Annotated in this window: 21 protein-coding genes, 1 tRNA gene and 1 pseudogene; 12 read left to right on the forward strand and 11 right to left on the reverse strand. The window is 54.2% G+C overall.

The window, feature by feature from the left end; all coding sequences use genetic code 11:
• Positions 1 to 31 precede the first annotated feature (31 nt).
• On the forward strand, positions 32 to 1,777 hold the full coding sequence (locus tag AC6I7J_RS07705; protein ID WP_498007076.1) for an anti-phage protein: 1,746 nt from the start codon (positions 32 to 34) through the stop codon (positions 1,775 to 1,777).
• A 391-nt stretch (positions 1,778 to 2,168) separates the two neighbouring features.
• On the opposite strand, the gene AC6I7J_RS07710 is transcribed toward AC6I7J_RS07705, so the two are convergent.
• Complete coding sequence (locus tag AC6I7J_RS07710) at positions 2,169 to 2,771, reverse strand: Cap15 family cyclic dinucleotide receptor domain-containing protein (protein WP_498007077.1); 603 nt, start codon at positions 2,769 to 2,771, stop codon at positions 2,169 to 2,171.
• Positions 2,772 to 2,780: 9 nt separating this feature from the next.
• Positions 2,781 to 3,140, reverse strand: a complete 360-nt coding sequence (locus AC6I7J_RS07715) for a mCpol domain-containing protein (RefSeq protein ID WP_498007078.1) — start codon at positions 3,138 to 3,140, stop codon at positions 2,781 to 2,783.
• Between the two features lie 840 nt (positions 3,141 to 3,980).
• Here AC6I7J_RS07715 and AC6I7J_RS07720 point away from each other — a divergent pair.
• Positions 3,981 to 4,912: pseudogene (locus AC6I7J_RS07720) on the forward strand (ArdC family protein).
• A gap of 83 nt (positions 4,913 to 4,995) precedes the next feature.
• Here AC6I7J_RS07720 and AC6I7J_RS07725 read toward each other — a convergent pair.
• The 3 genes from AC6I7J_RS07725 to AC6I7J_RS07735 all read right to left on the reverse strand — a co-directional run bounded on the left by AC6I7J_RS07725 (position 4,996) and on the right by AC6I7J_RS07735 (position 6,869).
• Positions 4,996 to 5,071, reverse strand: a tRNA-Asn gene (locus AC6I7J_RS07725).
• Between the two features lie 103 nt (positions 5,072 to 5,174).
• Positions 5,175 to 5,951, reverse strand: coding sequence for a DgsA anti-repressor MtfA (gene mtfA, locus AC6I7J_RS07730; protein WP_166711580.1), 777 nt, complete (start codon positions 5,949 to 5,951; stop codon positions 5,175 to 5,177).
• A gap of 237 nt (positions 5,952 to 6,188) precedes the next feature.
• Positions 6,189 to 6,869, reverse strand: coding sequence for an ASCH domain-containing protein (locus tag AC6I7J_RS07735; RefSeq protein WP_058771148.1), 681 nt, complete (start codon positions 6,867 to 6,869; stop codon positions 6,189 to 6,191).
• A 579-nt stretch (positions 6,870 to 7,448) separates the two neighbouring features.
• Here AC6I7J_RS07735 and AC6I7J_RS07740 point away from each other — a divergent pair.
• On the forward strand, positions 7,449 to 8,153 hold the full coding sequence (locus AC6I7J_RS07740; RefSeq protein WP_058757381.1) for a phosphohydrolase: 705 nt from the start codon (positions 7,449 to 7,451) through the stop codon (positions 8,151 to 8,153).
• 70 nt (positions 8,154 to 8,223) lie between these two features.
• Positions 8,224 to 8,469: a hypothetical protein gene (locus AC6I7J_RS07745; RefSeq protein WP_021509844.1), complete on the forward strand. Its 246-nt coding sequence runs from the start codon at positions 8,224 to 8,226 to the stop codon at positions 8,467 to 8,469.
• Between the two features lie 39 nt (positions 8,470 to 8,508).
• On the opposite strand, the gene AC6I7J_RS07750 is transcribed toward AC6I7J_RS07745, so the two are convergent.
• Positions 8,509 to 10,104 carry a methyl-accepting chemotaxis protein gene (locus tag AC6I7J_RS07750; RefSeq protein ID WP_498007079.1) on the reverse strand — a complete coding sequence of 532 codons (1,596 nt, stop codon included), beginning with the start codon at positions 10,102 to 10,104 and terminating at the stop codon, positions 8,509 to 8,511.
• Between the two features lie 150 nt (positions 10,105 to 10,254).
• Positions 10,255 to 11,652, reverse strand: coding sequence for a DNA (cytosine-5-)-methyltransferase (gene dcm, locus AC6I7J_RS07755; RefSeq protein WP_498007080.1), 1,398 nt, complete (start codon positions 11,650 to 11,652; stop codon positions 10,255 to 10,257).
• 156 nt (positions 11,653 to 11,808) lie between these two features.
• Here dcm and AC6I7J_RS07760 point away from each other — a divergent pair, with 156 nt between their 5' ends.
• From AC6I7J_RS07760 to dgcQ, 6 genes are all read left to right on the forward strand, one after another.
• Complete coding sequence (locus AC6I7J_RS07760) at positions 11,809 to 12,285, forward strand: very short patch repair endonuclease (protein WP_058757385.1); 477 nt, start codon at positions 11,809 to 11,811, stop codon at positions 12,283 to 12,285.
• 70 nt (positions 12,286 to 12,355) lie between these two features.
• On the forward strand, positions 12,356 to 12,631 hold the full coding sequence (locus AC6I7J_RS07765) for a hypothetical protein (protein WP_021509848.1): 276 nt from the start codon (positions 12,356 to 12,358) through the stop codon (positions 12,629 to 12,631).
• An 11-nt stretch (positions 12,632 to 12,642) separates the two neighbouring features.
• Positions 12,643 to 13,554: a DUF808 domain-containing protein gene (locus AC6I7J_RS07770; protein WP_058757386.1), complete on the forward strand. Its 912-nt coding sequence runs from the start codon at positions 12,643 to 12,645 to the stop codon at positions 13,552 to 13,554.
• 36 nt (positions 13,555 to 13,590) lie between these two features.
• A complete protein-coding gene (locus tag AC6I7J_RS07775; protein ID WP_254919505.1) occupies positions 13,591 to 13,725 on the forward strand; it encodes a hypothetical protein in 135 nt (44 codons plus the stop codon).
• Positions 13,726 to 13,906: 181 nt separating this feature from the next.
• On the forward strand, positions 13,907 to 14,086 hold the full coding sequence (locus AC6I7J_RS07780) for a YodC family protein (RefSeq protein ID WP_498007081.1): 180 nt from the start codon (positions 13,907 to 13,909) through the stop codon (positions 14,084 to 14,086).
• Positions 14,087 to 14,219: 133 nt separating this feature from the next.
• The gene (dgcQ, locus tag AC6I7J_RS07785) at positions 14,220 to 15,872 is read left to right on the forward strand and encodes a cellulose biosynthesis regulator diguanylate cyclase DgcQ (RefSeq protein ID WP_288443927.1); all 1,653 of its coding nucleotides are present in this window, start codon (positions 14,220 to 14,222) and stop codon (positions 15,870 to 15,872) included.
• Here the strand turns inward: dgcQ and AC6I7J_RS07790 are convergent.
• The 3 genes from AC6I7J_RS07790 to AC6I7J_RS07800 form a co-directional block, all read right to left on the reverse strand.
• Positions 15,869 to 17,089 (reverse strand): glycosyltransferase family protein, encoded by a 1,221-nt coding sequence (locus AC6I7J_RS07790; RefSeq protein ID WP_058757388.1) that lies wholly within the window; start codon positions 17,087 to 17,089, stop codon positions 15,869 to 15,871. The two genes, dgcQ and AC6I7J_RS07790, sit on opposite strands and share 4 nt — an antisense overlap.
• A gap of 26 nt (positions 17,090 to 17,115) precedes the next feature.
• Entirely contained in the window at positions 17,116 to 17,913 is a 798-nt protein-coding gene (locus AC6I7J_RS07795) for a mannosyl-3-phosphoglycerate phosphatase-related protein (RefSeq protein WP_498007082.1), read from the reverse strand.
• Between the two features lie 359 nt (positions 17,914 to 18,272).
• The gene (locus AC6I7J_RS07800) at positions 18,273 to 18,506 is read right to left on the reverse strand and encodes a YodD family protein (protein WP_058757390.1); all 234 of its coding nucleotides are present in this window, start codon (positions 18,504 to 18,506) and stop codon (positions 18,273 to 18,275) included.
• A gap of 316 nt (positions 18,507 to 18,822) precedes the next feature.
• On the opposite strand from AC6I7J_RS07800, the gene AC6I7J_RS07805 reads away from it, so the two are divergent.
• Together AC6I7J_RS07805 and dsrB are read left to right on the forward strand one after the other, a co-directional pair.
• Complete coding sequence (locus AC6I7J_RS07805; protein ID WP_021509855.1) at positions 18,823 to 18,981, forward strand: YqaE/Pmp3 family membrane protein; 159 nt, start codon at positions 18,823 to 18,825, stop codon at positions 18,979 to 18,981.
• Positions 18,982 to 19,048: 67 nt separating this feature from the next.
• The gene (gene dsrB / locus AC6I7J_RS07810) at positions 19,049 to 19,246 is read left to right on the forward strand and encodes a protein DsrB (RefSeq protein ID WP_010618650.1); all 198 of its coding nucleotides are present in this window, start codon (positions 19,049 to 19,051) and stop codon (positions 19,244 to 19,246) included.
• A 235-nt stretch (positions 19,247 to 19,481) separates the two neighbouring features.
• Here the strand turns inward: dsrB and AC6I7J_RS07815 are convergent, their stop codons facing one another.
• The gene (locus AC6I7J_RS07815) at positions 19,482 to 21,185 is read right to left on the reverse strand and encodes a methyl-accepting chemotaxis protein (RefSeq protein ID WP_058776029.1); all 1,704 of its coding nucleotides are present in this window, start codon (positions 21,183 to 21,185) and stop codon (positions 19,482 to 19,484) included.
• Positions 21,186 to 21,214 lie beyond the last annotated feature (29 nt).

The raw sequence follows: 21,214 nt of genomic DNA on the forward strand, positions 1-21,214 counted from the left end.
GCACGGCAAACAGCAAGCAGGAGAAATCGAGGTGGCAGGTAGCATCATTAACCTTTTTATGTGGGGATATCAGGACAGCTACAGAATTCACATCCAGATTCTGGCACGTAATGTACTGAAAAAATTGGGTGCACCGGCTGATGCAGAAGTGCTACTTGTTGGTGCTCGCCGCCCTGGCAGTAAAAATGCGAATCCGATATGCGTAGAGCCAGAAGATGGTAAGTGGCAACTATCTTTGTTTGAAGGATTGCTGGATTCAGTTGAATCGATTTACAAGAATCATCGGTTACAGAGTATGATTTTTGGTGATGGGCCAAGCATGCGCGACAAGCCAGAGTGGATACGTCGCGACTCAGTGCGAACATCGGTTAGTAAGGCACTTGAAGCTTTTGATACTGAGCATAACGTAACGTCATTTTGCGGAGAGTCTAGGCGAATAGACGACTATTATGTTACCCCAGTCATACAGATTCCAAACGACACTTTCGAGAAATTCCCTCCTTTGCTCACCAAGTCTTTTGACGAAAGCCAACAAGGACATGGATTTCGCAGCCTGATACATGCAGCGATGTATGCGGTTCTTCGTGAGGCTACCGAGGAATTGCATAACCCTGATCCAGGACGATTTATCCATGGCAGTATGAGAGATGCCGAGGAAATAATACGGATTGCTGCAAAGGACTTTCTGTACACCGCAGGCCTCTCGATCGAACGAAGATACATTCATACTGATCTTTTCGATGCTTTGAACCTTGTCTTCTCTCTTATGTACGAGGGGGCGAAAGGTATAGGTCAGCTCATTCTCGTCGATCCAGATAACGAGGCGGTTGAGTTCCTGGTGAAGTTTGTTGAGCCAGTTCCCTTTCGTGAGCCACGATGGGTTCGGAAAGTCTTGCAGATGGCGGCATCAGGTGTCGGCATTATCGCAGATAGTCATTACATCTATGGACTTGGGAGAATGAAGGAGTCGCACGATCCCAGTGCACAAGATGCGTTCACGGTAGATTTTATAGATCATTATCACTGGCAGTTGTACTGCGGTAACCAAGCACTGCTTCTCAGTCAATATGCTGTGCCCAAACTTCCACAGGAGCCTTTTGACAAAGCTGCCTTCCTAGCAAATTACGCGAGACTATTTCCGTTATCTTCACAAGATAGTGGATTGCACTTGTGGAACCTTCTGATGACCCAAACCAGTCAGGGGCATGGCAGCATGATTGTCGTTGCGGAAGATGCGGCCTGCGAGGCGAATCGACTTTGCAAGCAAGGTAGTAGAATTGTGCCAACTAGGCTCACTGAATCACTCCTTCGAAGTGTCAGCGGTATTGATGGCACAATACTGCTCGATCCTGCTGGTCTTTGCCATGCTATCGGGATTATTCTCGACGGTGAAGCGACCGATGAGTGTACGCCATCAAGGGGATCTCGGTATAATTCCGGAGTGCGTTACGTACAAACGAGTGGCACTCGAAGGCTTGCGATCGTCGTGTCGGATGATCGAACAGTCGATATCATTCCTCAAATCAAGCGACTGTGCAGTCGTTCAAAAATAGAACATTGGGTCGTAACACTGGAGGCGGCAACGCTCGACAACTATCATGATTCTCGGAATTGGTTAAACGACCATCGCTTCTATATCAACGCTGAGCAATGCGCTCGAATTAATGCCGTACTCGACAAACTAGATGCCGTTCCAAAAGAAGTAGGTCTTATCTATTTTGAAACTGAGAGATTTGAAGTTGCCCCAGAGATGGACGAAAGCTATCTCATAGACTGACCGAATACCGTTGCGTGATGTTAATATTAGGTACCTCGTGCCAATATCATGGCCTAACATTTGTTGGTGTAAGTAGGGATGTTGTCGTCGTTGGCCTTATTGATCTGCTCCCGTTGATTAATACACCGAGATGTTAGTAATGTCTTCATCAGTCACATGAGGATATCCCCATGAAGAAGCTGAAGGTTGTATCTAATCCTGGGGGAAGGTCAAGTGGAGTCGCCCACAATAATCAGTTTTGATGGAATATATGGGGGGTGCAGGAGTGTTGTTTTAGGGAAAATGGCTACTGAAAGGAGTTTATCCATGATTAATATATCAGTAGCGCGAATAATCCTTCTATTTTAAAAGAGCGAGCATGGCTGATTGTGGTAATTAAATATTCCGAAAGTTAATAAAAAGATATGTCGGATTCAGTGTTAATTGATATTCTTTTTATTGATATTCTCCCCACGGATTTTCTGTCTGTATAATACCGACCAGAAAGTTGGAGCGCATTGTTACTTTCAATTACGTCGAATATGGTCGAACCAATATACTCGCTCCAACTAGGGTTTTTAGGGGTTGATTTATATACATAATACAATTTGTTGTTATCCAGTTCCTTAGTTGGCGTTGCTTCTAGCGTAACAGATTTAACTGTGGGGCCGTGCATTTCTATCTTTGTTACAAGGAGCGCTTGCTTTATTTTTGCGCGGACTTCAAATTCATCATTTGTTTCTGTGATTATATGGCCAACCCAAATTCCATTTAAGTCAGGATATATATCTTTCTTAAAAAACCTTATTGTTCTCCATATTAGTCTTGATATCTTTGATGAAAGGAGAAAGAAGTTTATGATAATGGATGCTAAGGATGATATTGATAATAATTTGAACAGGCTTAAGTCAGCAGACAGAACTGTCTTAAAGATCCAAAAGGAAAGTATTGTGACAAATAAAGAGATTAGTGATACCGTTTTTAACAACCAGTCAAATCTTATTATTCTAAACATTTCGCACCATTATAATATGTCTTTATAAATGGAAATCATATTCTTACCGTTGCTTTTAGAATTTAACAGTGCAACATAGGCTTCTCTTAGATTCGCTCCCACACCAGCTGAAAATGTAATTTCGTCAAAGGAATAGGATTTTATCTTATCAAAAACAAAGTTAAGATTGACCTCGTTGTATGTTTTCGCTGTAACACCATCTGCGGCTTGGAAAATTATCTCAAATCCATTGGATAAGAGCATTTTAGATATTTTTTTTGTGGTGTCATTTAATTTTTTGCTTATATATATCAACCTCTCTTCTGAGTTGGATAAGTATGATGAGGTTATTTTTCTCCCCACATCATCGCCATCTATCGCTATGTACATATTAACTCCAAACTAACGTGGGTTATAATCTAAGTGGTTATATTATATCAACCCTAAATGCTTAGTTGCAAATGAATTTATTTGCTTAAAAACGTTGCGGTTTAAATTGTATTTATGCTCGGCCAAAACGAGGTTTGCATTTTAAATCTTTCTAATTTCAATAGCTTTAACTCTATGTCTTGTTAAATACATCAAGCATGTTGAGGTTTTATATGTTTAATGTGGCGACTCATTCAGTTTTTCTACTTGTAATCTATACCTAAATGATAATTATTAAATCTTTACACTAAATATTTTTCATGACATTGGCATTATAATTAAGTGAAATGATATACCTGTTAAGCCCTTTGAGAATGATTCCCCGGTTACGGTGCTGTGGCCATTTCCAAGAAATCTCTCACTCCCGATCTAGGTGGTGGTGGATAGACTTGATGCTGCGTTCAATAATGAGACAGCCCGGCTCCGGTTGTAAGTGATGCCGGAATTAGACAATTAATTTAAGAACAAACCGCCCACGGTTAGCAGGATCGTCTCGTCCGGCAGGAAAGCATGCTAACACCTACTTGAAGTCCCTGTCAGTGCAGGCCCCAGACTCAACACCACCAGTTTACTTTTCACCATTGCGAAATAAGGGGCGCTACGCCCGGCTATTCAGGGGCAGTTTTTCTCCTGTGCACTTTTCGTTCCTGTATCGGCTTCCTGTTAATCGTTTCCCAACACAACCCGTCCCGCAAGGGTAAATGGCACGCATGCTGCGCCCTTGCAGGAAAGAACGATGACGGAAAAGCGAACCGTCAGGCGATACGAAGACGAAAAAAACACACAGACGGAGAAAAAACCATGATGATATCCCAGCATACCCAGACTAGCGCCCCTGACTCCGCTGCGGCGACCCGCGTATCCCTGCTAGGGCAGTCAGGCTCCTCAAAAATGAAATTTTCTGAAACCAGAACGGACATTTATCAGACCGTTACCGACAACATTATTGCAGCACTAGAGTCAGGTGTAAAACCGTGGTCCTGCCCGTGGCAGCGTGTAGATGGCATGTCTGATCTGCCTTCCAATTACGCTACAGGTGCGGCTTATAGTGGCATGAATATCATGTTGCTGTGGTGCAGCGCATCTAAACAGGGTTTCAGCGATTCCCGCTGGATGACCTACAAACAGGCACAGGCTGCAGGTGGACAGGTTCGCAAGGGTGAGCATGGAACAACAGCTATTTTCTACACCACCCTCGAAAAGGAAAACGACATTAGAGACATTGAACATATCCCGATGATGAAAACCTTCACCGTGTTTAACGTTCAGCAAATCGACGATTTGCCCCTGACAACTGAAACAGTCAGCCCGGAAGCAACCTTTGACCCGTTGCCCCAGGCTGAAGACTTTTCAGGAAGAGCGGCGCAAACATCATTGAAAAAGGACAAAACGCTTTTTTCCGACCCTCAACTGATGAAGTATGGCTACCGGAGCGCCATCTTTTTTCAGATGCGGCTAACTTCTACGCTACCGGCCTGCATGAGCTTGTCCACTGGAGTGGGAGTAAAAAACGCCTGAACCGTGAAATGAAAGGAAAGTTTGGCAGTGCGGATTATGCAGAGGAAGAACTTGTCGCGGAGCTGGGAAGTGCCTTTGTGATGACTGATCATGGCATTGAGTGAGAGGTACAACATGAAAGCTATATTGCTTCCTGGTTGAAAGCGCTGAAAAACGACGAGCGCTATATTCTCAAAGAGGGCACTGCGGCATCAAAATGCATCGATATTGAATGACTTAAGCTCAGGGTTTAAGAGAGGGACTGTGAAATCAAAGCAAAAAGCCCGCTCAGGTTTCCCTGAGCGGGCTTCTTTAAATCTGGCTCCTCTGACTGGACTCGAACCAGTGACATACGGATTAACAGTCCGCCGTTCTACCGACTGAACTACAGAGGAATCGTTGGAACGAGGCGAATATTAATGGCAGCCCCTGTGGGTGTCAACAGCTAAAAACACATTTGTATTCAACTGGCTAGCAAAGCGGCAAAGCGATCGTGATTTAAGCAGATTCCGGTGCCTGCTGCGCCAGACGCGCCAGCGGATCCTGATGGTAAAACTGCTGCAGGTGGCGATACATAGCCGGAAAACGGCTGGCGAGCAGGTCGGGGGCGCTGAAAAAGTACTCCGACAGCACGGCAAAACATTCCGCCGGATCGCTGGCGGCATAAGGATCGAGGGTCGCGGCCTGTTCACCCACCAGATCCACTTCCGCTTCAATCTCGGCCATCGCCTGCAGTAAATCTTTCTCCCAGCTGGCCACATCGCGCAGCGCGATGGCCGGGATGCCGCTGGTGTAACCGCTGCCGCGCGCGTCGAGCTTGTGCGCCACTTCGTGGATCACCAGGTTGTAACCAGAGAGATCGTACGAGTCCTGGATGTCCAGCGCGTTCAGCACCACCGGTCCCTGCGTCCAGCTCTGGCCGGCATGCACGGCCGGCGCGTGGTGCACCAGGCCGCTGTCGTCCTCCCAGCGATCGTCAACGCTGAACGGCTCCGGGTAGATCAGCACTTCGTGGAAGCCGTCGAGCCATTCCAGACCCAGCTTCAATATCGGCAGGCAAAACAGCAACGACAGACGAGCCAGGCGCAGTTCGCTAAGTTCCAGCCCCTGCAGCGGAGTGATTTTTTTCTGCAGCAGGAAGCGTTGCGCCAGCGCCACCAGCGCCTGCTGCTCGTCGCTGTTCAGCAGAGAAAAGATCGGCTGCCCCAGCGCCTGTTGCCAGGGCAGGGCAGTCACGGCAGCATCTTTTTGTGCACGCCACGGCCATTTGATCATTGCGTCACTCACTCTGCAGGGCGGAAATCATATCCTGACGCGGCAGACGATAAATTGCCAGCGTGGAATCAAAGCCGCTTATTCAACCTGTTAGCGGCGGATTTGTCTGTGACAGGGATTGCAAACTGGCAAGGTGGGAAAGGGGGGCGCTGTGCCGCCGGCGAGGGGGCAAGAACTGGTGATTCACTGAATCGCGCAAAAGATGACGCCCTCATCCGTGCGGAAGAGGGCAAACGGTTAGCCTTCACGCTCCACACGCTGGAATGCGATGACCCAGACCCAGGGATTCACCTCCCAGCTGGTGGCGCCGTACTGCTTCTGCCACGCCTTGCGGTAAGCTTCTTTCGGCGATTCGGAATTCATGTTCATAGTGAAGAAATTATTGAGGAAGTGCGAATCGGTCTGCACGCCTTCCGCCATTATGTCGTCTTCGCTGATGTCCTGAATTTTCTCCGCGCGTACCGCCGTGATTTCCAGATCGATGCGGCTGGCCCAGCGCGGCATATGGATGGCGGTCTGCCAGCCAAACTGCTCGGCGACCTGCTGATTTTCTTCCTGTTGTCCAAGTTCATGGCTGTCGGCGCGATACTGGCAAAATGCCGGATTGCGGAACGGCAGCGGATCGCGCTCGTATTCCGCCAGCTGCGCCTCAGGCACAATCGGACCCCGCCAGGTTTCACGCACCCACAGACGATCGCCGACCTGGCCAAACGGGCACTGCGCACCAATGTCCGCCATCGACATCAGCTTATAGCCATGCAGATGATTAGCGCTGACATCAAACGCGTGCACGCCTTCATGATGATCCTGTCCCGGGCCAAACGCCTGAGTTTTCATAATGCGCCGGGTCTGAGTTTGCTGGCCAACCAGCAGGGCGCGCACCCGCTGTTCGGAAAAAAGAATCGGCCGTTCTTTCATTATGTACCTCATGTTGTATCACGTACCCGGAGAACTTCGACGAAACATCCGTATCCTCGGATGAGAGCATTAGCATAATGGGTTTGAATCAATTTGCTTAATAATTTGTCGCCTTATTATCGGGCAATAACTGCCGCTTCCGGTATTAAAAATGGCTCATAAGCAAACAGTGCGCTGACGAAGGCTCCGGGTACAGGTGAGAGCCGTAAATTTCCCCTATACAGTACGTTATAACGGTCGCAATGGGAATCTTTTCAGATTATGTCGCTATGTAAAGGGGCGTTTTAATGCTGGGGTTGCGACAGGCTAAACTGGACCTTTGGCGATGCTGAAAATTCACCCAGCGGGAAATGCATCACCGAAATTAAACAGAGTGGCTTAACTAAAACAGGTTAAGGAAATACTGAAAACCGTATCGCGGCTGGGCAAGCGGCTTTAACAGCGCTATAACATGATCGGGATCGCATTTTTTTGCGCTGGACATCCGGGAAGGGTGTAAAGAAAGTGTCATCACCGGGCCGCTATGATGGGCGCAAGCCGTACCCGGTGCGAAATAATAGCAATAACAGGAGAAGCACGATGTCACTGACCCATTGGCAACACCGTTACGAAAGCTGGCTACAGCTGAACTGGCTGCACGATGATAAAGCCCACGATATCGCGCACCTGCGCCGCGTCTGGATGAGCGCGGCCCGCATCATGCAAAACACCAATGCCGATCCGCTGGTGGTGCTGACCGCCTGCTATTTCCACGATGTGGTGAACCTGCCGAAAAACCATCCGGAACGCCATCTGGCTTCGACTTACGCGGCGGAAGAGACGCGCCGCATTCTGCAACAGGATTTTCCGGACTTCCCCTCAGCGCTGCTGGACAGCGTGGCGCATGCGGTGCAGGCCCACAGTTTCAGCGCCCGCATTACGCCAAAAACGTTAGAAGCGAAGATCGTTCAGGACGCCGATCGTCTCGAATCATTAGGCGCGATTGGCCTTGCGCGCGTTTTCTATACTGCAGGTGCGCTGGGACGGCCGTTGTTCGACAGCGACGATCCGCTGGGTAAAGATCGTGAACTGGATGACGTAAAGTGGACGCTGGACCATTTCCAGAAGAAACTGCTGAGCCTGCCGCAGACCATGCAGACGGAAACCGGCCGTCTGCTGGCTGAACACAACGCCGATTTTCTCGTCCGCTATATGGCGAAGCTGTGCGCCGAACTGCAGGGCAATCTGACCGATATTGATGAGTCCGTGTTACGCGATTTCAGTCCCATACCGGCACAATATTAAATTTTTATGACAGTCTGTTAACTTTATTCTGCTTCCGCTACGTTGTTGTAAATCAAGAGGGAGTGTGAAGATGACCGAGACCGTTAACTTAACCATTAAAATTGACCCGGCGCTGAAAGAGCACATTAAACAGTTAGCCGCTGATAACCAAATCTCCATGAGTCAGGAGATCGTTAACCGCCTGCAGGCCAGTTTAGATGCCGTTGAGCCACCGGCCGTCGACAGCCTGCATACCGAAGAGGCGGGCGATCAACTGAGCGCCGCCGAGCTGAAGCAGGTGCGTGCACTGCTGAAGAAAAGTAAGAAAAAGAAATAACACCAAAACCCGTCGCTGACGGGTTTTTCTTTCTGCACCTTAGCTAACGCGGAACTGCTGCGCGCGCTGCGTCAGTCGCGCTGAAAGTTCACTCAGCTGCGCCGCTGCCTGCACCTGCTGATCAGTCAGGGCTTCGTTTTGCTGGAGCTGAAGACTCATTTCCACCACTTCCCGGGCAATTTTACTCACGCGATGGCTCTGCGCCGTACTGTTATCCTGCAGCTCATTCAGCTGGCTGACCACGCCGGATACCGCCTGGCCAATCCGCGCAAACAGCACTTCCAGCGCCTGCACCTGCGCAAAGCCATCCTGCACGTGCTGCTGCGTGTGCTGGATTAAACCGTCGATCTGCCGCGTGGAAGCGCCGCTCTGCTGCGACAGCAATCCCATCTCTTTGGCGACGACCGAAAAACTGCGCCCGTAAGCGCCAGCATGCGCAGATTCAATCGCCGCATTAAGCGACAGCAGACGCGTCTGCATCGACAGGCTGTCCAGCATGCCGACGATGCCAGCGATATCGCCGGCGGCCGCGACGATCTGCTGCATCTGGTGTTCCATATTGTCGACTTCATGGGCGCAGTGACGCATCAGCGCATCCGCGGACTGCGCGTCGTGCGTCGCCTGTTGCGAGAAGTGTGCACCTTTTTCCACCTCTTCTGACACGCGATGCAGCCGCTGCGACAGATGATGGAAGCTGGCATTTTGCGCCTGATGCTGCTGCATCACCTGCTGATTATGCTGCTGCATCTCATCAGCGCCGGCCGCCACCCGGGTTGCTACCGTCGTGATGTCGCTGACGATCTGCTGCAAACCCTGACGCATGGTATCGATGGACAGGAGCAGCTGGCGCGTTTCCAGCGACTGACGGCGCGTCGGCGCCGGTCTGGCGACCAGATCGCCCGTCGCGATTTGTGCCAGCTGGGCGTTGGCGTGACGCAGCGGCAGCAACACGCCGCGCATCAGCAGCGCGGCGGCCAGCAGCAGCAGCGCCATTAATAACGCGGCGATCGCCAGCGCCAGATTGCGGCTCTGCTTGAGCGTACTGAGCGAATGCTGGTTGACGCTGCCGAGCTGCTGATTGGCCTGTTCGATTTCGCTAAACCAGGCATCGTTGAACTGCTGCTGGAAAGCCTGCATCGGCACCATAAAAAATGCGTTGATATCATTGGCTGCCAGCCCTTTCAGCTGCTCCTGCAGCCCACCAGCCAGCAGCACGAATCCCTGTGCCAGCGGGCTATCGCTTTTCGCCTGATAGGCTGCAAACAGCTGCTGCGCCTGCTGCAATGAGGTAGTGGCGGCCGCCGCCAGGCTTTTCCAGCTGTCGACCGAACCGCTCTGCTGGTCCTGCATCAGATAAATACCGGCACGATGGCTGTTGTCGCTGGCGGTGAGTAACTCAATGCGTGCTTTATCCAGCAGGGCCAGCCGTTCGCGCAGCTGGCTGGCCTGCTGCAATGAGTGTTGCGTCTGATTCACGTGCTGGTTGAGCAACAGCACCCCGGCAAACTGCAACAGACAAAACAGCACAATAAACAGCATGAACTGGCTGCGCAGGCTGGAGAGCCAGACGGGCAGACGCAGGGTAAAACGAGGTCGCAGCCGCAGCGGCAGGGAGATTACAGACAGGAGAGACATCAAACAGCTCCGCAAAAAATAAAACGCAGTATTGGTTTGATGCGTGACAGTCCGGTGACAGTGCGCGCGATGTGCGGCAAAACAGCACATCACGCGTTACTAAAGCAAATTGCGGGGCGGAAAACCGGGGCGTGAAGCGCGGCTGCGTTTTCAGCGGCGCTGACGCGCGTGTTGCTCAATCAGCGGCAGCAGTAGTTTCGCTACGGCGGCGAACACCGGCACCACCACCGAGTTACCAAACTGTTTGTAGGCTTGTGTGTCGGAGACCGGAATGCGGAAGCGCGCTTCGCCCGGCGCTTCAAAGCCCATCAGGCGGGCACATTCACGCGGCGTCAGGCGGCGCGGGCGGCGCGCCATGTTCGCGGCCTGCTGAAAATCCTGCTCGCCCAGCGCGTGATCCCAGCCGCGATCGATCAGGATTTCCGAACCGTCTTTATAGTAGCGCGCTGACAGCGTGCGTACGCAGCAGTGCGGATTGCGCGGATCGTTGAGGCCAAAGCCAAAACCGTTGCCTTTGGCTTTATGCTTCTTCGCATACTGGTAGAGATAGTGCCACAGCGTGGGCGACAGGGTATATTTTGCCGCCGGCTGCGGCTCCAGCAGGCTGTGCAGCGGCGGAACTTCAGGCGGATAGAGTGCCGCCAGCGCGCGCAGCGAAAAACCCTCGCTCAGGCCGGTATCGCGCCGGATCCCCACCAGCACGATGCGCTCGCGGTGCTGTGGCAGGAAGTGACGCGCATCGACCACTTTGGCATCCGGCGACGGGTCGTCAGCCGCGTCAGCGACGTCGTAACCCAGCTCATCCAGCGTGGCCATAATAATGGCAAAGGTGCGGCCTTTATCATGGCTCTTGAGGTTCTTCACATTCTCCAGCACGAAAAACGGCGGTTTTTTGGCGGCGAGGATGCGCGCCACATCAAAAAACAGCGTGCCCTGGGCTTCACATTCAAAACCGTGCGCGCGACCCAGCGCATTCTTTTTACTGACGCCGGCCAGCGAAAAGGGCTGACAGGGAAAGCCGGCCAGCAGCACCTGATGGTCGGGAATCGTCTTATCGATATGCTGATAAATCGCCTGCTCATCCGGCAAACCGGCCGGCTGGGTAATCAGCCGGATATCACTGTTGAACTGATGCCGGGCGGGATCGCTGTAGTGATTGGCTTTATAGGTGCGCACCGCTTCTTTATTCCACTCGCTGGTGAATACGCACTGGCCACCAATCTGCTCAAAGCCGCGGCGAATACCCCCGATGCCGGCAAACAGATCGATAAACTGAAAGCGGGGATTGTCATAATGCGCCGGTCGCGACGGCAGCAGCGCCTGCAGACGAGCGACCTCCGCCGCGGACAGCGCGGGCGCGGCACTTTTTCCCGCGCGAATACGGTTAAGCTGCGTGATGCTCCAGTCGCGGCCGCCGGCCTTGCTCAGGATGACCACCAGATCGCGGGCCGCGTAGATATCCAGTACCTGCAGCAGTATGGCGGTGGCGTCATCATCAGCGGAGTGCGGGGAGGGTGAAGCCGTCGCGGCGGGATCGAGTGCAAGCATGCGTTTTTCCTTAACAGTGAAGCGGCTATGCTACCACTCCTGGCGCGGCGTGGAAATTAACGATGGCTGCGCAGCGTCTCGCAATCTGCTTCGCACAAACTTTCGCTTTCGCCTCAACGCGCTAAAGTTGAAGAAGCCCGGAAAAAAGGAGACGCCATGGCAGACGTCCACTCGCATGATATTCGCAGCAAAAATATGCGCGCCATTCGCAATCAGGATACGGCGATTGAGCAGCGTATTGCGCTGCTGCTGAAAGATCGCGGTTTTAGCTTTCGTGTACAGGACAAAGCGCTGCCGGGCCGGCCGGATTTTGTGCTGCCGCAGCACAAAGCCATTATCTTTGTGCACGGCTGTTTCTGGCATCGTCACCACTGTTATCTGTTCAAAATGCCGGCCACGCGTACCGAATTCTGGAGCGGCAAAATCAACAGTAACGTGGAGCGTGACCGGCGCTATGTGCAGCAGCTGCAGGAAAGCGGCTGGAAGGTGCTGATCGTCTGGGAATGCGCGCTGCGCGGCAAACTGCGGCTGGAAGATGAAGCGCTGGTGGAGCGGCTGGAAGAGTGGTTGCTGGCTGCCACGCACAGCAGCGAGATCGATCATCAGGGATTGCATCACTATCGGGCGGATTAAGGCAGGGTGATTGCTTTTACCTGCCATAACAGTTTAGATCAGCGTTTTCTCTGGGACGCGGAACACCAGCATGAGCAGCATCAAACTGACGGTCAGACGCCTGTATCAACTGCGCGATGAGCGCATGGTCAATGCCCATGCCACTGCGCGCATTTACCTGGACGATACGCTGGTGGCCACCGAGGAGATAAGCGGCATGACAGAAAGTCCGGTGAGCAAGTATCTGCACGCCGACGATCTGCACGGGAAAACGTTACGCGTCGAATGGGACTGTGCGGGCATCGCCGATATGACGGTGACGGCGATTGAGCGGTGCCCCTGTTGTCAGGATCACGAACCGGAATAAGGAATGACATTTTGGCAGGAACCAGCTTACTGACTCTTCTGGATGATATTGCCACGCTGCTCGACGACATTTCCGTCATGGGCAAAGTGGCGGCAAAAAAGACCGCCGGCGTGCTGGGCGATGACCTGTCGCTCAATGCACAGCAGGTGACGGGCGTGAAGGCCAATCGTGAGCTTCCGGTGGTGTGGGGCGTGGCGAAAGGCTCGTTTATCAACAAACTGATCCTGGTGCCGCTGGCGCTGCTGATCTCCGCGTTTGCGCCCTGGCTGATTACGCCGCTGCTGATGATTGGCGGCGCCTATCTGTGCTTTGAAGGAGTGGAAAAAGTGCTGCACAGCCTGCACCACGACAAAGCGGAGAAGAGCCCGGAAGCGCGGCAAAAGCGCCTGGATAATCTGGCGCAGCAGGACCCGCGCCAGTTCGAAAAAGATAAGGTGAAAGGCGCAGTGCGCACCGACTTCATTCTGTCGGCTGAAATTGTGGCGATTACCCTGGGCATTGTGTCGGATGCGCCGCTGCTCAATCAGGTGTTAATCCTCGCCGGTATTGCCATTCTGGTGACCATCGGCGTGTACGGTATTGTGGCGATGATCGTTAAGATTGACGATCTCGGCTACTGGCTGCGTGAGAAGTCTTCCACGCTGGCGCAGGCCACCGGCGGCGCGCTGCTGGCGCTGGCACCGTGGCTGATGAAAATCCTGTCGGTGGTTGGCACAGTCGCGATGTTCCTGGTGGGCGGCGGCATTATCGTGCACGGTATCGCGCCGCTGCATCATGCTATTGAAGAGTACAGCAGCGGCTTCCCGGGTGTGGTTTCCATGCTGCTGAGCAACGGCGCGAATCTGGTGCTGGGCTTTATTGTTGGGTCGATTGTGCTGTTAGTGGTAAATCTGGTTGCGAAGCTGCGCGGTAAATCGGTATAAAGCGCAGGAAATTTCTAATCACGGGTCAGGAGAACGATGATGAACGACGATATGTTTGAATTTGATATCGATGCACAGCTGGAGCAGGCGGAAGCCAAAGCGGCAGAAAAAGCCAGTGAAGTGCCGGCAGATATCAGCGACGAAGCCGACTGCGAAGGTTGCAAAATCTGATTTTCCACCCGGGAAAATCGTTCAAAGCCGATAATAACTTTTATCGGCTTTGTTTATTTACGGCATTTTTCACTGCTTATTCCGAATTTGTCACAGTAATAGCAATATCCTATAGGCAAAAAACGCGCACAGCTGCTATACCTTAATCCGTTCAATCAACGGTGAGAAGGGAGGGCGCGGTATGACCTTTGCAATCAGTGACGAAGTTCAGCACAAACAGGGCGGACCCACCATGGTGTTGACCGGCTATGCCAGCGGAATGGTAGAGTGTCGTTGGTATGATGGCTACAGTGTACGCCGCGAAGCGTTCCGCAGTGATGAGCTGACGCATCTGTCGGCCGCGCGCCAGCTGGCCAGCTGAGTCCCTCGGGACGGTCAGCGCGCCGTCCCGATGTCATTGTCACTTTTCACGTTTTTCCTGATCTCTGCCTGTACGCCGTTTTCCCGCCTGACTACACTTCTTCAATTCGTTGTTATCCGGAGCCTGGCTACTGATGCCAATCTCGCCACTGTCATCACGCCGCATGACGCCTGCGCTGCGCGTGCATCTCTGTTTTCTGGCGGTCTTTCTCTTTTCACTTTTTCTCACCGTCCATGAAGCGCTGGAATTAAAAAATAACTATCAGCAGCGGCAGCGCGCCCAGCTGTCCGAGATCCAGCGCAGCCTTGATAGCCGCTTTCAGGAGAGTCTGGACGAGCTTAATTACTATCAGCGGATGCTCAGCTACGCGCTGACGCACCCGCTGGACGCCGATTATGGTCAGCACGCCCTGCAGCGTTTTCAGCAGTTGCGCCATCAGCCGGTGTGGCAGTTGCAGATCGCTAACCTGCGCAGCATGCCGATTAATGGCGTCAGCGACGAATGGCTGCAGCGTGATGCACTGCTGCAGCGCGATGATACTTATCTGCTGCCCGAGCTGCGCGCTGCGCTGGAGTTCAGCTTTATCATGCAGTTCAGCGATGAGGCGCAGGACTTTCATTCACGCTTCTGGTACACCTCGCGCGCGGGCTATTACATCAGCTCACGTCCGCCGCGCGACGCGCAGGAGCTGGCGCAAAGTTACGCCACCATGACGCAGCGACCCTATTTTCGCGACCAGCAGCCGGGCCGGGCGCCGCAGACGCGATGGCACTGGACCGAAGCCTATCAGGGGGAGTTCAACGAGGGGTTGATGCTGACGGTGAGCGCGCCGGTGATCGCCCATCAGCACTGGTACGGCGTGTTATCGATGGATTTCACCCAGCAGCGAATAAATGCATTGCTGCACCAGTCGCGTCACAGCGTGCTGCAGGGCAAGCTGGTGCTCGAAGATCGCGCTCTCAACGAGATCACCCGGCTGCCGGCACCGCACGATGTGGCATTGACCCCCGCGCAGCGCGGCCAGCTGATGCAGGCGATTCACCAGCAGCCGGCCGGAACACTGTGGCTCGGCAGTCAGCTGGCCAGCTGGGTTAAGTTAAAAAATGTCGATGCCTGGCTAATCAACGTGCAGAGCCTGCGCCAGGGACTGGCGCAGGAGCTGGGGCGGGTAGCGCTGTTTCTGTTGGGCATGTGGCTGCTGTTCGTGCTGTTACTGGCGCTGGCGCATCAGGTGATTTTCCGCCTGGTACGACGGCTGGAGGACCTCTCGGCGCGACTGGCCTGGCGCGCTAATTATGACGGCCTGACGCGCCTGCTTAATCGCAGCGCCTTTTTCGACCAGTTTATCGCGCTGGCGCGGCGCTGCGAACAGCAGCAACAGCCGCTGGCGGTGATCCAGCTCGATATCGATCATTTTAAAAAGGTCAATGATAGCTGGGGCCACCACGCGGGCGATCAGGCGCTAATGCGCGTGGCCGGCGTCATCAAACATACGCTGCGCCCTTACGACGTGGCCGGACGCATCGGCGGCGAGGAGTTTTGTATCGTGCTGCCGCACACCACGCTGGCTGAGGCGCAGGGCGTGGCGGAGCGTATCCGCAGCCGGCTGGCGGCCAAAACCATTCTGGTCAACGCCAGCACCACCTTTAGCGTTACGTTGTCGGCAGGTGTCAGCTGCAGTACTGAGCAGGGCAGTTACCATGCAGAAAGTCTGCAGGCGGTAGCGGACCGCCGCCTGTATCTGGCGAAAAGCGGCGGTCGCAATCGGGTGTGCGCGGCCGGTTAGACTTTGCCCTCGTTATCCTCTTCTACCGCCTGGTAGATGCGCTGCAGGATATCGGGGAACGCCGACTGCACGCGGCTCCAGCTGGGGATAAACGGTTTCTCGTTTGGCCGCTCGATGAACGACTGGCCGGCGTCGAGAATCGCCTGGGTGAACATCTCGACCGCCGCTTCTTCAATGTGCTGATCAAACTTCAGTCCGTTCATGGTGGCTTCGTGGTTGTAGATCTCCATCATGTCCAGCGCGTTGCGATAATAGGTGGCCTTCAGCACGCGGAACGAGTCGCTGGTGAGCGGCACGCCCATTGTCGCCAGCTTACGCAGTAGCGACTGCACGATATCGTTACTCATGCGCTTCAGGCCACCGGTGCCATCCTCTTCTGCCAGCGGCTGATGCTTATGATCGTAGTTGTCCGCGATTTCCACCTGGCAGGTCTGCCGCGTGGTGTAATTGCGATAAATCTCTGACAGCACGCCAATCTCCAGCCCCCAGTCGCCAGGGATTTTGATGCCGTTCAGCACGTGGGTGCGCATGGCAAACTCGCCGGACAGCGGATAGCGGAAACTGGTGAGATAGTCGAGATACTCCGAATGGCCGTAGACTTTCTGCAGCGAGCGCAGCAGCGGGCCCACCAGCAGACGTCCGACGCGGCCATTAAGCTTGCCGTCCGCAACGCGCGCATAGAAACCTTTGCAGAATTCATACTGAAACGCCGGGTTGGCCAGCGGGTAGAGCAGACGTGCCAGCATGCCGCGCTCATAGGTCACGATGTCGCAGTCATGCAGCGCCACGCACTGCGAGCGGTCGGAGGCCAGCGTGTAGCCGGTGCAGAACCACACGTTGCGCCCCTTGCCTGGCTGGCTGGGCGACAGGCCCTCTTTATCCAGCTCGGCGTCCAGCGCTTTCAGCCGCGGGCCATCGTTCCACAAAATACGGTGGCGCTGCGGCAGGCGCGAAAAAAATTCGCGCGCGAAAAGAAACTGATCGCGATCGGCACGATCGAGGCCAATCACAATCTCCTCCAGATAGGGCACTTTCGCCAGTTCGTTGACGATATTATCCAGCGCCGGGCCTTCCAGCTCGGAAAACAGCGAGGGCAGAATCAGCCCCATTTTGCGCTTGCGCGCAAAGCGCACCATCTCTTTTTCCAGCGACTCCACGCTGCGGTGGGTGAGATTATGAAAGTTGGTAATTACGCCGTTCTGGTAAAAATCACTCATCGTCTCATCCTTCTGGTCAGCTGCCGTTATTCAGGTTGGGCAAGAAAGTAATCCAGACCTTCGCGCCAGCCCTCAGGGCCAACGTGTGCGGTGTGGTAAACGTTATGATGATCGCTGCGTTGCAGCAGCACCGGGGTTTTACTGAAACCTTTAATCACCACGGCATAATCGACGCGCTCCAGCATCGGCGCATCGTTAGGGCCATCGCCCAGACCAATCGTGGTGCGCTTCGTGCCTTCCTGCTGCTGCAACTGCTGCAATAACTGTTCCAGCGCCACGCCTTTACCGCTGCCCGCCGGCATCACGTGCCAGAAACGTCCGCCCTGCGTCAGGGCCAGCTGATGCCCGGCCAGCGCCGCGCGGAAGGCGTCGAGCCGCGTTTCATCATCGCGCCATACGATGACTTCAGACGCATCGCGCAGTCGGCTCTGGCTGGCTTCCGTCAGTGTCAGGCCGGTGAAACGGGCCACTTCTGCGTCGCTGAAGTCATGAAAGCCGGTGAAGCGAAAATCCGCCTGCAGGTTGCTGAGCGTGGCACAGAGCGCAAGGTAATCGGCACCGGGCTCTTCAGCGATCTGCGCCTCCCCGCCGAAGGCGACGCGGGCGCCGTTTTCCGCAATAAAGGGTGCACCGGCAATGCCCAGCCGCTTCTGCAGCGGAATAATTTCGGCTGCGGTTTTACTCGAACAAATCACCAGCGGAATTTGTTGCTGCTTAAGACGCGCCAGCCACTCGCTGGCGGCCTGCCAGTTGTAATCATGATGATCGAGCAGCGAACCATCGAGATCGGTCACGATCAGCAGGGAGGAATCTAACGGGATCATCAATACACTCCTTACGCCCAAAGGCATCCGTAAAGCGACGTGTAATCAGTATAATAGCGTAATCACGATCACACTTTTCCTTGCCGCCGGCGCGGCCACTATCCAGGATAATTCTTAAAACATAAGCCAGATACCGAAGCGGCTGCACGTTTTGTGCATGCAGAATGTCAGCCGTAGCGCGATGTTTTCGGTAACAGCAGTGCATGATTATGCAGATTTGTTCGAATTGCGTGCAGAATTGAGACTTGTCTTACTTCAGCTAAGGCGTACTCTGAAGCGGTGTTAAGATTTTCCTGGTGTAACGAATTTATTCTTTTTTCAACCCGGCCAGCGTGCCGGGTCTTTTTTTGAAATCGATTTCAGCGGTTCACCTCAGTGATGGTGAAATCACGAATATCAAGTTCAAACGCCTCGGCCAGTTCGGTGTAGGAGTCAAACGCTTCGCCATTCACCTTCACGCGGTGCGCATCTTCAGCCTGCATAAACTCCTGCACTTCGCCTGACGTTTTTTTCTGAATCGCTTCCAGCAGCGCGTCCACGTCGATGTTCACTTCGCGCTGCACGTTATCGCTGTACTCTTTTGCTGTAGCCATGACAGCCTCCCGGAGGCAAACGGATTCCTGACAAGTATAGACGGTGACAGCGGGCGAGGGACGTGGACGGGAAACGGGCAAAAAAAAGCCCGCGCTGCGCGGGCAAAAATCCTTGTTACTTTTAGGTTGACTGCCCCTTTGGGGTTGGTGCAGTGATGACAAGTGTACGAGGGTGCCGCGTCAAAAGTCTTTCCGGGAAACGTTAAGAAAGTGAAAAGCCCGGCTTTGACACTTCTTTACCCGCTGCATTCCCCATTCTGGCGTAAAGCAGCTATGCTTACAGCTGGTTGATTATTATGGTTATCAGGGAGTTAGTATGGATTTAATTCGGATCATTATTGCCATTCTGTTGCCACCGCTGGGCGTGTTTTTACAGGTCGGCTTTGGCGGCGCCTTCTGGCTCAACATTCTGCTGACGCTGTGTGGTTACATCCCCGGCATCGTGCATGCGGTGTGGGTAATCGCCCGACGCTGATCGCGATCAGGCAGCGCTGACTATCTTCCGTTACACTATGCGCAGGACTGTTTCTGGAGAGAAATCAATGAAGGTCAATGACCGGGTAACGGTAAAAACCGACGGCGGCCCACGTCGCGTCGGTACTGTGCTGGCTGTGGAAGGCTTTAATGAGGGCACCATGTATCTGGTGGCGCTGGAGGATTACCCGCTGGGGATCTGGTTCTTTAATGAGAGCGATCACGCCGAAGGCGTGTTTGTTGAGCCGTATGCGGGGGAAGGGTAGTGTGGTTTTGCGATTAGATTACCCTCACCCTAACCCTCTCCCGCTTGCGGGAGAGGGAACCGTTCAGTGCTCCTGCTCGCAGGAGAGGGAACCGTTCAGCGCCGACGCTTAGTAATAAGTTGTTCCTGAAGCGTTATGTGAAAACCCTACTCAACAGCCGCACGGACGGCCCCCTCTCCCGCAAGCGGGAGAGGGATGGGGTGAGGGAAAAATACCGCACCCCACCTCACTACTCTTAAAACGTCTCCCAGTTATCATTGCCCGCTGCAGCCAGCGTCGGACGTGGAGCGAGCGCTGGCGCTTTCAGCGCCGACTGCGGCGCAGCAGCCACCAGCGAAGCCGGCGTATCATTCAGGCGGAACACCGCCACCGCCTGCGTCAGTTTACCGGCCTGATCTTCCAGCGAAGCCGCGGCTGAAGAGGCTTCCTCCACCAGCGAGGCGTTCTGCTGCGTCACGTTATCCATCTCGGTCACCGCCAGGCTGACCTGCTGAATGCCACGGCTCTGCTCATCAGACGCTGCCGCAATCTCGGCCATAATGTCGGTAACGCGGCGCACCGCTTCGACAATCTCGCCCATGGTGCTGCCGGCTTCGCCGACCTGATGCGAGCCGTTACTGATCAAATCCACCGACTCGGCAATCAGCGACTCGATCTCTTTCGCTGCCTGCGCACTGCGCTGCGCCAGATTGCGCACTTCACTGGCGACCACGGCGAAGCCACGGCCCTGTTCGCCGGCGCGTGCGGCTTCCACTGCGGCGTTGAGCGCCAGGATATTGGTCTGGAAGGCGATACTGTTAATGACATTGGTAATCTCGGCGATCTTCTTCGAGCTGCCGGAGATGTTATTCATGGTTTTCACCACGCCGCTCACCAGTTCACCACCGCTGCGCGCTTTGCCAGACGCATCGGCGGCCAGCTGGCTGGCGTGATGGGCGTTTTCGGCGTTCTGCTTCACCGTGGCGGTGAGCTGCTCCATGCTGGCGGCAGTTTGCTCCAGCGCAGAAGCCTGCTGCTCGGTGCGTGATGACAGATCGGTGTTACCTGCGGAGATCTCGCTGGAGCCCTGATAAATCGCCACCGCGCCTTCCCGGACGGTGCCGACAGTGCGCACCAGCGACGCCTGCATCAGCTGCAGGTTGTGCAGCAGGCTGCCAATTTCGTTGCGACCATAGGCCTGCTCGGGGGCGGTGAGATCGCCCTGTGCGATGCGCTCAATGCGACCCACCGACAGGCGCAGCGGATTGATCACCACGCGGCGCAGGAATACGAAGGTGAGCAGCACCAGCAGCAGCGCGGCGGCAAAAGCCGCAGCCATCGCGATAAAACCGACGCGCGACTGATGCGCCGCTTCGGCGTTTATCGCTTCGGCGCGCTCGGTGCGGATCTTAATCGCCTTCAGCAGCACGGCATTATAGGCATCATCCAGCTTGCGCGTGACATCGGTCTCCTGCGCGACAATCCCCTCAAAGCTGCCCTGTTTCGCCGACTCGATCATCGGCTTCAGGCCTTTATCAATATAGGCATTGAAGCTGGTGGTGAGCGGACCGTCGAGCGCCAGGTCAGCCGGCGTCTTCATTTTGCGATCCATATAAATTTTGAAGCCCTCGCGCGCCTGCTTAATGCGCGTTTCGGTGCGCGCCAGATCGGCACGATAGCCATCCATTTCACCGATGCGCGCCGCCGCGCCCGACTGCAGCACGTTAAGGCGTGCGGTTCGCAGATGGTTTGAGCTGTTAGAAATGCCCATGCGCACCTGAATCTCATCGGTGGCGTCATTGAGGGAATTATTGCTCTGAATCAGAAAGTAGCTGGCGAGTCCAATGCACAGGGCAAAAAGCAGCAGAATGCCACCAAAGATCATGCTGAACAGAGGCATCAGGCGTAGGTTTTGCCAGATGCTGAGCTTATGTTGCTCATCTATCGATGCTGTTTTCATTTCCTTGCTCTCATAGTGGTAAGGGGTTC

This window comes from Type-C symbiont of Plautia stali (assembly GCF_059730935.1).

Coding starts and splice junctions, on each gene's coding strand:
- AC6I7J_RS07710 (WP_498007077.1), bottom strand. CDS start 2,771: ATGTTTAGAATAATAAGATTTGACTGGTTGTTAAAAACGGTATCACTA.
- AC6I7J_RS07715 (WP_498007078.1), bottom strand. CDS start 3,140: ATGTACATAGCGATAGATGGCGATGATGTGGGGAGAAAAATAACCTCA.
- mtfA (WP_166711580.1), bottom strand. CDS start 5,951: ATGATCAAATGGCCGTGGCGTGCACAAAAAGATGCTGCCGTGACTGCC.
- AC6I7J_RS07735 (WP_058771148.1), bottom strand. CDS start 6,869: ATGAAAGAACGGCCGATTCTTTTTTCCGAACAGCGGGTGCGCGCCCTG.
- AC6I7J_RS07740 (WP_058757381.1), top strand. CDS start 7,449: ATGTCACTGACCCATTGGCAACACCGTTACGAAAGCTGGCTACAGCTG.
- AC6I7J_RS07745 (WP_021509844.1), top strand. CDS start 8,224: ATGACCGAGACCGTTAACTTAACCATTAAAATTGACCCGGCGCTGAAA.
- AC6I7J_RS07750 (WP_498007079.1), bottom strand. CDS start 10,104: ATGTCTCTCCTGTCTGTAATCTCCCTGCCGCTGCGGCTGCGACCTCGT.
- dcm (WP_498007080.1), bottom strand. CDS start 11,652: ATGCTTGCACTCGATCCCGCCGCGACGGCTTCACCCTCCCCGCACTCC.
- AC6I7J_RS07760 (WP_058757385.1), top strand. CDS start 11,809: ATGGCAGACGTCCACTCGCATGATATTCGCAGCAAAAATATGCGCGCC.
- AC6I7J_RS07765 (WP_021509848.1), top strand. CDS start 12,356: ATGAGCAGCATCAAACTGACGGTCAGACGCCTGTATCAACTGCGCGAT.
- AC6I7J_RS07775 (WP_254919505.1), top strand. CDS start 13,591: ATGATGAACGACGATATGTTTGAATTTGATATCGATGCACAGCTGGAG.
- AC6I7J_RS07780 (WP_498007081.1), top strand. CDS start 13,907: ATGACCTTTGCAATCAGTGACGAAGTTCAGCACAAACAGGGCGGACCC.
- dgcQ (WP_288443927.1), top strand. CDS start 14,220: ATGCCAATCTCGCCACTGTCATCACGCCGCATGACGCCTGCGCTGCGC.
- AC6I7J_RS07790 (WP_058757388.1), bottom strand. CDS start 17,089: ATGAGTGATTTTTACCAGAACGGCGTAATTACCAACTTTCATAATCTC.
- AC6I7J_RS07795 (WP_498007082.1), bottom strand. CDS start 17,913: ATGATCCCGTTAGATTCCTCCCTGCTGATCGTGACCGATCTCGATGGT.
- AC6I7J_RS07800 (WP_058757390.1), bottom strand. CDS start 18,506: ATGGCTACAGCAAAAGAGTACAGCGATAACGTGCAGCGCGAAGTGAAC.
- AC6I7J_RS07805 (WP_021509855.1), top strand. CDS start 18,823: ATGGATTTAATTCGGATCATTATTGCCATTCTGTTGCCACCGCTGGGC.
- dsrB (WP_010618650.1), top strand. CDS start 19,049: ATGAAGGTCAATGACCGGGTAACGGTAAAAACCGACGGCGGCCCACGT.
- AC6I7J_RS07815 (WP_058776029.1), bottom strand. CDS start 21,185: ATGAAAACAGCATCGATAGATGAGCAACATAAGCTCAGCATCTGGCAA.